Below are 14,538 nucleotides of genomic sequence, written 5' to 3'. Positions count from 1 at the left end.
AATATATCAACGATTTTTTCAATATATCTATCACAACTCACAATATATCAACGATTTTCTCAATATATCTATCACAACTCACAATATATCAACGATTTTTCCAGTATATCGATTGGTCGACAATATCTGACACTACCTCACTCCAATCACTCACAGCATATCCTAGAAAAACATCTTCAGCAAAAACTTAAAATCGCATTTCCTCATAAAAAAACATAACCCGCTCCTCCAGCAAAGGTATGGTTTTTAACCCTGTGATGCCACTCTATCTATAACCTTGCTGTGAATTCCACAAAATCCATTTGTACTTATACCAACTTTCACTTTTTTCACACTGAAACTATATCCGTTAAAATCGTTTCATAACGTTATTACTTCCGCATAGCTACAATTTATATAATAACGGTACAGTACAAATAACGTGCTGAATCACTAAGTATGGGGGAATAACGATGAACGAAGCGTTACTATTAGTAGACATACAAAATGATTACTTTGAAGGCGGCAATATGGAATTACATCAACCTAAAAAAACCGCACAAAAAGCGAAAGAAGTTTTGAGAGCATTTCGTGAAAAACATAAAACAGTTATTCATGTACAACATATTGCGAACAATGAAGGAGCTACTTTCTTCTTACCCGATACAGTAGGTGTTCAAATTTATGATGATGTAAAACCGATTGCTAACGAAAGAGTCATTCAAAAACATCACCCTAACAGTTTTTTAAGAACAAATTTATTAGAAACATTACAGACAGAGAAAATAGACCGACTAGTCATTTGCGGTATGATGACTCATGTATGTATTGATGCAACAGTGCGCGCTGCCAGTGACTTCGGATTTCAATGTATTGTAATTGAAGATGCTTGTACAACAAAAGATTTAGAATTTCAAGGAAATCTAATCCCCGCAGTACACGCTCATCAATCGTTCATGAGTGCATTAGAGTTTGGTGATATTTATGCAACAGTCATGTCAGCAAACTGTTTTATAAACAAAAGCAAATAAAGAATTACAGTTCCATATGAAAAAAGAAAGGATAAGTATCTTATTCTTTCTTTTTTTCCATCGTCTTAATGACGGTATTTATACGATAATCACCATAATGTAAAACATCTGCAAGAGTCTCTTCTAATTGCTGATGCGAAGATGTGTGAAGAGTCATGACATAGCACCCATCGCCGCTTATACGATACATTTCAGTAATTACGTCCGTTTTTTCAAAAAAGTTTTGAATTTGATTATGATAGTGCGGTGCATGCAAAAATAGTGTAACAAAAGTCATAATAGAACCTTCTAGCTTCGCCCTATCGATATTTATCGTATATTTTTGAATGACACCTGCCTCTTCTAATTTATTAATTCGTTTCCCAACAGCCTGGCCAGTCAAATGTACTATCTCCCCAATTTCCTTCCAGTTCATTCTAGCGTTTTCTTGTAGTAATTGTATAATCTTAAAATCTGTTGAATCAAACATGGACATCCCCTTCCTATACGAAACGAATTCTATAAAATCTTCATTTCTCCTACAGTTTTTCTCAAAAGTTTTGCACTACAATCGATTAGCTCTATTAGCAATTACATTATTATTAGCGGCCTTCCTTCTTCTTTACAATGTATTTTTCGGATTACTCGTAGCCACTACAGTAATCTAGCGATTTTTTATAAATATGAACATTTTTTAGGAATTAGTTTATCTTTTTTTAATGTTTTATTTAGAGGCAGTTTATAGTCGGGGATTAACATAGGAAACGTAGCAACTAAGTTCATCTATGACGCACTGCTACTATAATCGCTAACCGTACTACTTGAAATCATAAAATAAGGAGACGATAAAACATGAACAAAAAAGCAAAAGCACTATCATCCGTACTGCTCGGATTCACATTAGCATTAACAGGGTGTGCTGGTACTAAAGCTGAAGAAAATCATGGGAAACAAAAACAAGAACAAGTTGCTAAAGAAACAAAAAAGGAAAATAAATTAACTAAAGGGCAAAAAATGACTAATATTCTTAGCGAGACAAATTGGCAAGGTACACGAGTGTATGACAAAGATAAGAATGACTTAACAAAAGAAAATGCAAACTTCATTGGTCTTGCAAAATATGATGCGAAGTCAGGCAGATATGAATTTTTTGATGCTAAAACAGGTGCAAGTCGTGGCGATAAAGGAACTTTCTTTGTCACAAATGATGGGAAGAAGAGAATATTAATTTCAGAATCAATGAAGTATCAAGCTGTCGTTGACATGACAAAACTAAATAAAAATGTATTTACTTATAAACGAATGGGGAAAGACGCTAACGGTAAAGATGTAGAAGTTTTCGTTGAACATGTCCCATATAAAGAAAAAGAACTTTCTTTCACTGATCCGGACAAGCAGCTGAACACGACTACAGGCGATATTGTTAAAAACGTTGATGGAGATAAAATTTTAGGCGGTACCCTTTGGCACGGAACAAAGGTATTAGACGAAGCTGGTAACGATGTAACACAGTTTAATTCGAATTTTATAAGTTTAGCAAAATTTGATGACAAATCTAATAAATATGAGTTCTTCAATAGCGAAACAGGTCAAAGCCGCGGTGATTATGGCTACTTCGATGTTGTACACGAAAATAAAATAAGAGCCCATGTTTCCATTGGAAATAATAAATACGGTGCTGCTCTTGAGCTTACTGAACTAAATAAGAATAAATTTACGTATAAAAGAACTGGTAAAGACCAAGCTGGTAAGGATATAACTATATTCGTTGAACATGAACCTTATAAAGGTGATATGAAACCACAATTTAGTTTTTAAAAACGTTTGATTAAAGATCCTGTACTGAGTTGCAGGATCTTTCTTAAGACAAAATCATTTACGATTCTCTTGAAAGAAATCTTCTCATATCCACCCACAACTCTTCAGCTTAATTGTTGAATATAACAACTTTAAAAAGCCTTACTACACATAAATTGTAGTAAGGCTCTGACTATTTAAGATAAACATTAAACGACTTCATTATCTCTATACAAATAAAGTTTAGCAAATAATGTTACTATCTCCTCCAAAGAAAAGAAACCTTATTTCAACTTTCCTATTGATAAGTTAACACGATAGTTCCCATATTTTAATAGTCGTCCTAGAAAGTTATCTAAGTCTTCGTTGGAAGCAAAATGTGTTTTTAATAAATAACACCCCTCACCACTTATACGGTGTACTTCAGAAATCCCTTCTTCTCCTTGAAAGAAATTCATAAACTCTTGGTGATTAGCTGTTGTTACGAACAAAGTAACAAATGCAGTCACTACTTGTCCTAATTTGATTCGGTTTATTGCAATTGTATACTGTTCAATAATCCCTAAATCCTCTAATCTTCGAATTCGATTTCCTACAGCTTGCCCCGTCATATGTATTTTTTGGCCAAGTTCTTTCCATTGTATTCTTGAGTTTTCTCCTAATAATTTCAGTATCTCAAAATCTGTTTGATCAATGATATAAACCAATCCTTTCACCGTGAAAGTAGAAAGCCCGAAAGTGTTTCGCCAACTTATTCTGCTTATCGATACAATTCACTATACTTAGTTTATCCTCTTACATCACATTATTTATCAGCTATATTTACTTATAACACAGAGGACACAACAAAAAAATACATCTAGATTTAAAGGAGGTTACAAATATGTTATTACAAGAAATTCTATCGTTCAATGAACATTTTGTAGAAAATAAGGAATACGCTCCTCGTGAAGCGACAAAAATGCCTAAAAAACGTATGGTTGTTGTTTCTTGCATGGATGCTCGTTTAATTGAGCTACTTCCAAAAGCTTTAGATATACACGATGGTGATGCAAAAGTTATCAGAAATGCAGGTGGTAAAATTGCTTCTGCTTTCGATAGTGTTATGCAAAGTGTTGTAGCGTCAGTATACGATTTAAATGCAGATGAAATCTTCCTTATTGGACACCATAGATGTGGCGCGAGCCAAACGAATCCAAAAGGAACACTTCAAAAAATATTAGATCGCGGAGTAGCTTCATCAGAAATTTTATCAGCGATTGAATATGCTGGTATTGACCTTGAAAAATGGTTATTCGGATTCGATGATGTTTGCGACTCAACGCAAGCTAATGTTGATTTAGTAAGAAATCATCCACTTATCCCAAAAGATGTTCCTGTACATGGTTTAGTTATTGACCCTCACACAGGTAAATTAGATGTAGTGGTTGATGGATATAAAGCGTTAAATAGTAAAACAAAATAATAATTATCACGTATATGAAGGGAAGTTATGAGATATGAAAAAACAAGTATTAGATATGAATAGACAAGAAGCTACGCAAAAAATTTTAGCGGCAAAAATTAAAAAAGGGTTAACTTGGGAAGAAATTGCAAAAGTAAGTGAACACTCTGAGACTTGGGTTGTAACAGCGTTATTAGGACAAGCTACAATGACACGTCCAGAAGCAGAAGAAATTGGTAAACTATTAGAATTAGATGAAGAAGTAGTTCAAGCATTAACAGTAGTTCCACTTCGCGGCCAAGTAATGGAAATGCCTCCTACGGACCCGATTGCATATCGTTTATATGAAATGATGTTACAATATGCACCAACTATTAGAGAATTAATCTTAGAAAAATCCGGCGAAGGTGTAATGAGTGCAATTAACTTCAACTTGGGTGTGGATACACAAGAAGATCCAAAAGGTGGCGATCCTCGCATCGTAATTACACTTAACGGTAAATTCTTACCATTTCGTGCATGGTAATTAATTAAAAATCTATCTATATCATTAAATTAATTTTACAGATTTACAAAATCCATCCTTTTTAATCTAACTGTGTAGAAAGGATGGATTTTTAATATGAGATTCTTTTTCGGCAAAGGAGAATAATATGAATAAAGAATACTTTGATACGAGCTTTAATATTCTACAATGGTTTGTGTTTCTATTAGCAAATGCAATTGCATTACCTATAATTATTGGTGGCATATTCCATTTACCAATAGAGGATGTCTCAACATTAATGCAGCAAACTTTTTTAGTGGTAGGAATAAGTTCATTTATACAAGTATGGTTTGGGCATCGCTATCCCATCGCGGATGGGCCAGCCGGTTCATGGGTAAGTATATTTGTCATATCGGGACAAATCGCTATGCATCAGGGACAAAGTGCAAAAGACGTGTTGCAACTTTTAGAAGGCGGGTTAATTATTGCAGGTATATTACTCTTCATACTTGGTATAACAGGGCTTGTACATCGAATCTTACGTTTATTTACCCCTTTAGTTACAGGAACTTTTCTTTTAATCTTAGCACTTCAGCTTAGTGGTGTGTTAGTAAAAGGAATGATAGGATTACAAGGATCTGCAACCCATCCTGACTATACAACAGCTACTATTGCTCTCTTTGTTTTTGCCCTTATTACTTTCTTATCAATTAAAGGGAAAGGATGGATGAAAAGTTACGCTGTATTACTTGGAATTTCATGCGGTTGGCTTTTGTATGCAGTATTAGGAAAATCATCTCATATGCCTTCGCACACAACACTAGTTAAGTTACCAGAGATATTTGCTTGGGGCACACCTAGATTCGATATTGGAATGACTCTAACTGCAACTTTATTTACATTTCTTTTAGTTGCAAATACAATCGCTGCTATTTCGGCTGTAAAACAAGTGGCTCCATTATCTAAAGAAAATGAAAAGCAAACACTGAACCGTGGTGTATGGGTCGGAGGTATATCACATATTATCTCGTCGTTGTTCTCTACAATTGGAATTGTACCATTACCTGCATCAGCAGGATTTATCAAACTAACAGGACAAAGAAAAGTGAAGTCGTTCCTTATAGCAAGTCTTATATTAGCAGGAATTTCTTTTATTCCCTCAATTGTAAACTTTATATCCTTGCTACCAGGACCTATTGCTAATGCTGTACTTTTAGCAACATTTGTCCAAGTAATAGGCATTTCATTTCAATCCATTTTACGTGAAGCAGTAAATCAACGCCGATTAAATATATTAGGAATTTCATTATTAATCAGTTTAGGAATATTGTTTCTTCCAGAAAGTGCATTTAGCGGAATTCCTTCTTCCTTACAATATGTTTTAAGTAATGGCTTACTTGTGGGTACCATGCTTGTCATTCTATTAGAACAATTTTGGAAAGAGTAAAAAGCGCCCTACTTATAGGGCGCTTTTTTATACTTAATGACTAATACTAGCTGTTGGGTATAATGTTGTTCCTCCAATTGAAACTTTTATTTCATTTGTTAATGGAACATTTTGTTCATTAATAATTGTTCTCCACCATTCCCATGCAAGACCTGTACATTCTCTTGCTACAATTTTTATATTTTTTGAATTCGGTGGAAGAGGGATAACTGTAGAGTAATGAGCCGTTTTATCTTTTCCGCTACCATCCCACGTTTTATGTGTTAGTACTTCGTTACCCTTTTGGTCAAATGTGAATTCATCCCAAGATACATCAAATTGAGCAACGTAAGCACCGTAATGATCAAGTGTCATTTTAGCACTTGAATATTCTGTAGTTGTCGTCTCAATATAATCTGTATTGTTATGAACAGCAGCAGTTGCATTATCTTTTAAGAAAGTACTTGTATATGAAATTGGGTATGCTGGATTTTTAAGACTTAATTCAGCATTATCTTTAATAATATTTCGGATTTCATTGAAATCTTTAGTAACAACCTTGTTATGCTCTTTCGCATCTCCGCCTAATACTACAGCAGTAAAGGTACTTTCTTCAAAAATATCTTTATACTGTCCACTTGTTTCAACGCTGTTATTCTTAAGTAAGGCTTTAAAAGCAGCTTGTACATCTTTGCTCTTAGATGTTGTTTCTAATTTTACATAAATCGTTCTACCATAAGCTACATTTGAAACCATAACAGGTGGAGCCGAATTACTTACGCCTTTTCGAGTTAACTCGTCAAAAGTAACGCTATTATCAAAAAGGTCGGATGGATTGTTAGGTAGTTCAGCACTTACCGTATAAAATATTTGCTTATACGCCGCTACCATCACTTTTTTCTCTCCATTTGCAACCGCATTAAAATCAATGTTTAGACTGTTATCAAGATATTTAGCGTTAACATTAAGAGCGCTTGCGATTTGTGATTTACTATAAACCATAGATTCCGTATACTGCATTCTTGCAGGTAACGTATGTGTTGTAGAATACTTTTCATTCCAAGTAGATACTAAATCGTCTACTGCTCCAGCTACATTACCATATGTCGGATTTTGGACAGTGATTGTATTTTCTTTTCTCATGCCCGGTAAGTCTATACTAATATTCAAAGGCTTTCTCTTAGCCACTAATAAACTTGGTTGATTGTCTGCAAAAGCTTTATTTGCAAGTTGTACAGCTCCTGGATACGTACGATTCACTACAGAATCAATAATTGAAATATCGACTGGTGACGTTGTAAGTGATTTTTTCTCGCGTTCCACTACTACAAATTTACCATTTGAATTAATACTTTCTTTCGGAACAAAACTTTCTACTTTATCACCATTTACAGCTAAAACCTCTTGATTATTATATTTAAGATTTGCTATACCAGTATTAATGCCACTAGCATTTTTGGTTACATCAGTTACATTACTTGCTTGTGTTTCTGCGAAGGAAATAGATGAATAATTAATAGTGCATAGACTAACTAATAAACATGTAAGGAACTTTCTTCTTTTAGTGTTTTTCTTAATATTCAGAAAAATCGCCCCGTTCTTTTTTTAGTAAAATATGATAATGATTGATAAATGATAGCTAACTAATAAACTTACATAAATGCTTTTAAAAGTTCTTGAATTAACGGGATTACGCCACCTACAAATTTTAAAACTGCCATTGCGATTTCCATATTATTTCCTCCTTTTTATTGCTACGAAAATGTGATTTATCTTTATGCCCTCATTATAGTGACCCCTTACCCTTTTATCAATACACTCTGATATGCAATATTACATATACAAAAAATAAGCTGAATTCTTTTGAAAAATTATACAGAGATATTTTTTCCACTTGGTACATACTTGAAAAGGTGAAGCATTCTTTTGCATTTTATGAGTAATCACATAAAAAAAGCTGCTGCCTATAAAATATAGACAGCAACTTCAACTAGAGTGTCTTGCATAATCTACGCAAGACATTTTATAACTAATAAACAGCGATTGGCCCATAAGGACCATTAATAATCTCTATTTTTGTTTCAAAAATATCTGTCAAAAGTGTTGGGTCCATAACTTCTTCTACTGTTCCAAAAGCAGCAATTTGTCCATCTTTCATAGCACAAATTTTATCCGAATATTTAGCTGCAAAATTTATGTCATGCATGACAGTCAAAATTGTTCGTCCAAATTCATTAGCTGCACGTCTCAAATGCTCCATCATTTGAACAGAACGAGCAACATCAAGGTTGTTCAAAGGTTCGTCCAAAAGTACATATTCCGTCTCTTGGCACAATACCATCGCTACATATGCCCTTTGTCTTTGACCACCAGAAAGCTCATCTAAATATCTATTCTCTAAACTAGTTAAATCTAAGAAATCGATATATTTAGAGATGATAGCCTCATCTTCTTTAGTCAATCTTCCCTTTGAATAAGGAAAGCGCCCAAATCCAACTAATTGTCTAACTGTAAGCCTAGTTACAAAATGATTTTCTTGTCGCAATATAGTCAAAACTTTTGCTAAATCTTTTGATTTGGATTCAGAAACATCCATATTTGCTACCTGAATTTGACCTTCATCCATATCTAAAAGTCTGCCAATCATCAAAAGTGTCGTTGACTTTCCAGCGCCATTTGGTCCAATTAAAGAAGTAAAGCCTGCTTTTGGTATTTCAATATCCAAAGGTCCTATTTTTACCTTATCAGTATAGAACTTTTTAACATTATCAATTTTTATCATAAAGCCCTCTTCCTTAAAACTATAGTTAAGAATATGATTCCACCGAATAATTCAATAATAACTGAAACTACACCTTGAGCATGGAATACATGATACATTAAAAAGTATGCACTCGTCATTATTAAAAATCCTATAGCAAAAGCCATCGGAAAAATATATCTATGATCATAAGTTGACGCTGCCTGATAACTCAACGTTGCTACTAAAAAGCCGTAGAAAGTAAGTGGCCCAATTAGAGCTGTTGAAATGGACATCAAAATAGCAACTAATACAAGCGTATAAATTACACTAGGTTGATATTTAACTCCAAAAGAAGTAGCAACATCCTTTCCTAGTGACAAAACATTCAAATTCTTAGAATGAGCAAAAATTAATACTGCTACAATTATGATCATAGGAATTACAATAGGAAAATATGCAGGATCTGCATGATTAACAGAACCAAATAATCTTGCTTGTAAAATATCAAATTCTGAAGGCGCAAGTAGTTTTCTCATGAAAGTTGACACTGAATTTAGCCCGGTACCAATAATAATTCCAACTAAAAGCATAAGTTGTAAATTCCCATATTTACCGGAAAGTAACCATCCATAAAGTATCAAACTCATGAAGACCATAACAACAACTTGGAATAAAAATGAGCCAATTCCATTAAAATTTATTAACGCACTAGCACCAAAGAAGAATACTGTACTCGTTTGAATTGCTGAATAAAGTGATTCGAAACCTAAAAGTGAAGGAGTAATAATTTTATTATTCGTAATAGATTGGAAAGCAACTGTCGACAAGCTATGGCAAACCGCAGCAATAATCATTGCAACAATAGCTACTATCCTTCTCTTAACAACTGGGATAAAAGAAGGTGAATCTATCGGAACTGGATTGTTATACACTAAAAGGCCATATGAAGAAAGGAGACCTAAACCAATCAATGTTATCAGTAAAATCCAATAACGCCTTGCTTCCTTCTTAGAACGAAAAGCGCTAGCTGATCTACTTTCATTATGAAGGCTAGAATCGATTTCGACATTTTCTTTTTTTCTATATTCTAATGTGATCATCGTAGCCTCCTTGGTTTTCTTTGTCTCAATAAAATAGTAATAAACACGACTGCTCCCACTGTTGCAAGTATTAAAGAAACAGGTAATTCAAAAGGCTGTATAATTGTTCGAGAAATGATGTCACAGGCAGTTATTGATCCCATTCCGATCACACAAACCCAAGGTAAATTACTCCTAAGATCATCACCTCTAAACATTGAAACGATATTTGGCACAATTAATCCTAAGAAAGGTAAGTGTCCGATAACAGCTGCAACAATTCCAACTGCAACAGAGATAAGAGCAGTCCCAAAAAGAACAATTCTATTGTAATTAACTCCAAGACTTGTTGCGACATCTTCTCCTAGTCCAGCTAAAGTCAATCTATTAGCATACATAAAAATAAGAAAAGTAATGATAACAATCAGCCATAAATATTCATATCTTCCCACCTGAATGTTAGCAAATGAACCTACAAACCAAGTTTCAATACTTTGCGTCTTTTGAAAAAGGAGTCCTAAAAAAGTAGACACTGCAGAAATTACTGCTCCAAGCATCAATCCAATAATCGGAACAATTAAAGACGAACGAAGCTTAACTCTTCTTAAAAATAGAAAGAAAATCATAGTTCCTATAAAAGAAAAAATGATTGCACCAGTCATTCTTTGAACTAAAGTCGGGGCAGGAAATAATAAATACACAAAAAGCAGGCCTAAGCCTGACCATTCAATAGTCCCCGTTGTAGTAGGTTCAACAAAGCGATTCTGTGTAATGAGTTGCATTACGAGCCCTGCCATCGCCATCGCAGCTCCAGTAAGCATTAATGCAGCTGTTCTCGGAACACGAGTTATGAAAAACATCTCTGTCCCGTCCTCTTGTCCACGTATATCATAAACTCCAGTAAACAGTGATATAATCCCTAAAATTATAACAACTATAACTGCTATTATAAAAGGTTTTGTCCATATTTTATTTTGATTATAAAACTGGGGTTGAGAAATATTCTCAACCCTAGAAATCATATTTTTTGACACTGTTTCGTACCCCTTTACACTACTTAGCTAAAGTTTTTGCCATATTTCCAAATAACTCTATATAAGTTTGAATTGATTCATTTGTGTAAGTATCTTCTGGTGCATAAATAACTTGTTTTTTAGAAACAGCAGTTGTGTTTTGAAGAGCAGGTGATTTAGAAATAACATCCTTAGCAGGTGTTGACTTAGCTGCATCAGATGTTGCAGCATCACGATCTAATACGAAAATCCAATCAGGATTTGTTTGTGCAATAGCTTCAACAGAAACGTCATCACCTTTATGACCTGCAGTAGAATTTGAAACTTCTAACGCTGGAGTCCAACCGAAAATTTCATACATTGGTCCCCAAACGCGACCAGAATGTGGAGCAGCAAAACCAATATTACCACCAGTAACGATAACACTCATAACTTTATCTTTTCCGTTATAAGCAGATTTTGCTTTTTCAATAGATTTATCAAAATCAGCTACTAATTGTTTAGCTTCTTTATCTTTATTAAAGATTTTTCCTAAAGTAACTGTAGAATCTTTAAGTCCTTTTACTAAGTTTTCGCCAGGCTTAGTAGCTTTCTCAGAGACATCAAAATTAAGATCAATAACTGCTGCATTTGGTACTAATTTTTTGATTTCTTCGTAATGGTCAGCAAATCTTTGACCAACGATTACAAGGTCAGGGTTTGCCGCTGCAATAATTTCAAGATTTGGTTCACGGTGATTCCCAATATTTTGAACTTTTTCATCCTTTTTATATGCTGAATCAGCAGGCATGATATCCTTTGGAGCAGCCGCTAATTTAATTCCCCAATCAGATAAAGTTTCAAAAGTTCTGTTATCCAAAGCAACTACATTCTTTGGGTTTACAGGGACTTTAACAGTTCCATGAGCATCAGTGATTTCAACCGTTTTTGGCTTATCACTACCATTATCTTTATTATTAGCCTTCGAAGTTTCTTTACTTGAATCTGAGCAAGCTACTAACATTAAAGTGAAAACTGCTAGAATACTCACTAATTTTAAAAGCATAGATTTTTTCATATGTATACTCCTTATAGTGTGATTTATTTCGAAAATGATGACATCCATAGATTGAATTAGAAGGTAACTTTTATTCAATTGAATCGCTATTGATAATCATTTTCATTTGAACATCCTGTTAATTAGTATAGTCATTAATTCTGTGAAAATCTTGTGAATGGTGTGAATTCATAAAATCAGACATAAAAAGTAATATGTGACGTCAGGCGTGTTGATTAACCATGATTTCCTCTACAAAACACGCTCATTAATAGCTAATATTTCCATAATCCATTTTTTTACGTCTTTTAATACTTCTAAGAAACTATTTGATTATCATATTTAATAAAAAAATGAGTAAAACCGAATGAAATAGTTTTACTCATTTTTTTATTATCTTATTTTTATCAGTCAATCATTGAATAGCCTCTGCCATGTATCGTTTGAATATATCTGTCTTTCTTCTCGCACTTTAACTTTTTTCTTACATACCCAATATATAAATCTACTACATTTGGATTTACTACTACGTTATATCCCCAAACTTGATTCAAAAGCATCTCACGGCTCAATATTGTGTTTTTGTTTTTGATTAAAAATACAAGTAAATCATACTCGCGCTTAGTAAGTGAGAGATTTTCGCCACCTTTTTTCACAATATTGCTAGATGCATCAACAAAGAGATCTTTAAACTGAAAAAATTTCATCTCATTTTGCTGGATATAGTCACTTCTCCTTAAAATTGCTTGAACCCTTGCTACTAATTCTTCTTTCACAAATGGTTTTCTTATATAATCATCTGCTCCTGCTTGTAGCCCTGCTATGCAATCCTTACTAGAAATATTGTCGGTCACAATAATTATCGGTGTGGTTTTAACAAGTCGTATTTGTCTGCAAATTTCTGGTCCAGATATACTTAATGAATCCCAATCCAATATGATAATATCCCAATCTTGTTCATATATTATATTTAAACCTTCGTTTTCATTGTGAAGTTTTAAAATGAAGTAACCTTCTTGCGTTAAACCGCTTACGATTTTCTTTGCTGAAGACCGTTCATTTTTAATCACCAACACCTGCTTCACCGATGGTTCACCTCTACTTCAATATAAATTATTTAGATAAAAAATTATCCCGAAAAAATAATTTAAGATTTATAAATTTAAAACCCCTAAATAATCCATTAAAACAGTTTATTAGGAGAACTCTATATAATCTTACAATAGGTATGGATAAAAACACAAAACATATGAAGATTCGAATAAAGCGAAGTATTAATTGAATAGAGATGTTTATCCCCCCACTGATTATCAGTCCTCACCAATCGGGCTTTTACTGGATAAAATTGTGATAGTTAAGGGATAACACACAAGATGCATTGATGATGTAATTGAAAGAACCAAGAAATTAGATACATTCTATTTTTAGAACCATAAATTTGCCACAAACAAAAAGAACCATAACCTTGCCAAGCTGGCAAAGTTATGGTTCATATCATACAAAATAAAAAAACCACCAAATATGTATTGGTGGAGACGGTGGGAGTCGAACCCACGTCCAAAAATATCGGCACTTAAGCTTCTACGAGTGTAGTCGATATATTAGCATTTCGCGAACTCTTCAGCCTATCGACAGGCTTCCAAGTTGCTAGTCTGATTGTTCTCTTCCTTCGCCCTCAGACGGCGAACTCCGGCGTAGTCCACTTAGTTTGAGTCCCTTACCCTACCACATGGACGATGGAGGGAGGAACCTTTAGTGCAATTAAGCAGCTAAAGAAAGATTGTTTTGTTTGCCAATTATAGGCTTTGACGTTTTAACGAGGCCGATCCCCTCGACTCGCAACCTAAGCTCGAACTATCCCTGTCGAATCCGTAACGTCCCCATGATAAAAATGGAGCATACGAAGAAAATATCGTGATAGCTACTAAGAGCTGTTTTTCAATGTGCAACAACCTTACATAAGTTATTATATCATACGCGCGCCGTTTTACAAATGTAAATATCTGTATTACATCTTTTGGCGATCACGGAACACGCGTGCAATTTCACGTTTTGCTTCTTTCTCTTTTAAATCGTGACGTTTATCGTATTGTTTCTTACCTTTTGCTAAACCAAGTGCCATTTTTGCAAATCCATTTTTCAAATAGATTCTAAGTGGAACTAATGCGTAACCTGTTTCTTTTGCAGCGCCCGCTAGCTTATCAATTTCTTTTTTATGAAGAAGTAACTTTCTCGTACGAAGTGGATCATGGTTGAAACGATTCCCTTGTTCGTATGTATTAATGTGCATATTATGAACCCATACTTCACCATTATGTACACGTGCAAACGCATCTTTCAAGTTCACGCGACCAGCGCGAATCGACTTAATTTCCGTTCCTTGAAGGACAAGCCCTGCTTCGTATGTTTCTTCGATGAAATAATCATGAAACGCTTTTTTATTTTGTGCAATAACCTTACCTGTACCTTTTGGCATATAACGTCCCTCCTCTATTTTTACTATTGTAACAAATGTTAATAAAAA

Annotated in this window: 14 protein-coding genes and 1 other RNA gene; 5 read left to right on the top strand and 10 right to left on the bottom strand. The window is 34.1% G+C overall.

What is annotated here, in order from left to right:
• The first annotated feature begins 452 nt into the window (after positions 1-452).
• A complete protein-coding gene (locus OXT04_RS25845) occupies positions 453-1,010 on the top strand; it encodes a cysteine hydrolase family protein (protein WP_267418566.1) in 558 nt (185 codons plus the stop codon).
• Between the two features lie 40 nt (positions 1,011-1,050).
• On the opposite strand, the gene OXT04_RS25840 is transcribed toward OXT04_RS25845, so the two are convergent.
• A complete protein-coding gene (locus OXT04_RS25840) occupies positions 1,051-1,479 on the bottom strand; it encodes an Lrp/AsnC family transcriptional regulator (RefSeq protein WP_228497287.1) in 429 nt (142 codons plus the stop codon).
• Positions 1,480-1,841: 362 nt separating this feature from the next.
• Here OXT04_RS25840 and OXT04_RS25835 point away from each other — a divergent pair, with 362 nt between their 5' ends.
• The gene (locus OXT04_RS25835; RefSeq protein WP_001034146.1) at positions 1,842-2,807 is read left to right on the top strand and encodes a DUF4822 domain-containing protein; all 966 of its coding nucleotides are present in this window, start codon (positions 1,842-1,844) and stop codon (positions 2,805-2,807) included.
• A gap of 263 nt (positions 2,808-3,070) precedes the next feature.
• Here OXT04_RS25835 and OXT04_RS25830 read toward each other — a convergent pair whose 3' ends face one another.
• Positions 3,071-3,502, bottom strand: coding sequence for an Lrp/AsnC family transcriptional regulator (locus OXT04_RS25830; protein ID WP_002008929.1), 432 nt, complete (start codon positions 3,500-3,502; stop codon positions 3,071-3,073).
• Positions 3,503-3,669: 167 nt separating this feature from the next.
• On the opposite strand from OXT04_RS25830, the gene OXT04_RS25825 reads away from it, so the two are divergent.
• The 3 genes from OXT04_RS25825 (at position 3,670) to OXT04_RS25815 (ending at position 6,164) form a co-directional block, all read left to right on the top strand.
• Positions 3,670-4,251: a beta-class carbonic anhydrase gene (locus OXT04_RS25825; protein ID WP_000926482.1), complete on the top strand. Its 582-nt coding sequence runs from the start codon at positions 3,670-3,672 to the stop codon at positions 4,249-4,251.
• A gap of 55 nt (positions 4,252-4,306) precedes the next feature.
• Positions 4,307-4,756: a cyanase gene (cynS, locus tag OXT04_RS25820; protein WP_025118105.1), complete on the top strand. Its 450-nt coding sequence runs from the start codon at positions 4,307-4,309 to the stop codon at positions 4,754-4,756.
• A 127-nt stretch (positions 4,757-4,883) separates the two neighbouring features.
• The gene (locus tag OXT04_RS25815) at positions 4,884-6,164 is read left to right on the top strand and encodes a purine/pyrimidine permease (RefSeq protein ID WP_267418558.1); all 1,281 of its coding nucleotides are present in this window, start codon (positions 4,884-4,886) and stop codon (positions 6,162-6,164) included.
• 33 nt (positions 6,165-6,197) lie between these two features.
• Here OXT04_RS25815 and alo read toward each other — a convergent pair whose 3' ends face one another.
• The 8 genes from alo to smpB all read right to left on the bottom strand — a co-directional run bounded on the left by alo (position 6,198) and on the right by smpB (position 14,490).
• A complete protein-coding gene (alo, locus tag OXT04_RS25810; RefSeq protein ID WP_153600328.1) occupies positions 6,198-7,727 on the bottom strand; it encodes an anthrolysin O/cereolysin O family cholesterol-dependent cytolysin Alo in 1,530 nt (509 codons plus the stop codon).
• A gap of 445 nt (positions 7,728-8,172) precedes the next feature.
• Entirely contained in the window at positions 8,173-8,925 is a 753-nt protein-coding gene (locus OXT04_RS25805; protein WP_000590061.1) for an iron ABC transporter ATP-binding protein, read from the bottom strand.
• A complete protein-coding gene (locus OXT04_RS25800; RefSeq protein WP_000631247.1) occupies positions 8,922-9,986 on the bottom strand; it encodes an iron chelate uptake ABC transporter family permease subunit in 1,065 nt (354 codons plus the stop codon). The genes OXT04_RS25805 and OXT04_RS25800 overlap by 4 nt, the downstream gene beginning before the upstream one ends.
• The gene (locus tag OXT04_RS25795) at positions 9,983-10,999 is read right to left on the bottom strand and encodes an ABC transporter permease (protein ID WP_000042077.1); all 1,017 of its coding nucleotides are present in this window, start codon (positions 10,997-10,999) and stop codon (positions 9,983-9,985) included. Before OXT04_RS25795 ends, OXT04_RS25800 begins: the two co-directional genes overlap by 4 nt.
• 19 nt (positions 11,000-11,018) lie before the next feature.
• Positions 11,019-12,035: a siderophore ABC transporter substrate-binding protein gene (locus OXT04_RS25790; protein WP_000749447.1), complete on the bottom strand. Its 1,017-nt coding sequence runs from the start codon at positions 12,033-12,035 to the stop codon at positions 11,019-11,021.
• Between the two features lie 386 nt (positions 12,036-12,421).
• Positions 12,422-13,099, bottom strand: coding sequence for a response regulator transcription factor (locus OXT04_RS25785; protein ID WP_053563383.1), 678 nt, complete (start codon positions 13,097-13,099; stop codon positions 12,422-12,424).
• A 442-nt stretch (positions 13,100-13,541) separates the two neighbouring features.
• Positions 13,542-13,896, bottom strand: a transfer-messenger RNA (tmRNA) gene (gene ssrA, locus OXT04_RS25780).
• Positions 13,897-14,022: 126 nt separating this feature from the next.
• On the bottom strand, positions 14,023-14,490 hold the full coding sequence (gene smpB, locus OXT04_RS25775; protein WP_001123920.1) for an SsrA-binding protein: 468 nt from the start codon (positions 14,488-14,490) through the stop codon (positions 14,023-14,025).
• Positions 14,491-14,538: the final 48 nt, after the last annotated feature.

This window comes from Bacillus sp. GC_Bacil_1 (assembly GCF_026540675.1).
GTDB classification, from domain to species: Bacteria; Bacillota; Bacilli; order Bacillales; family Bacillaceae_G; genus Bacillus_A; species Bacillus_A cereus.
The sequence above is the reverse complement of the archived record's forward strand: the minus strand, read 5'-3'. Positions and strand labels throughout refer to the sequence as shown.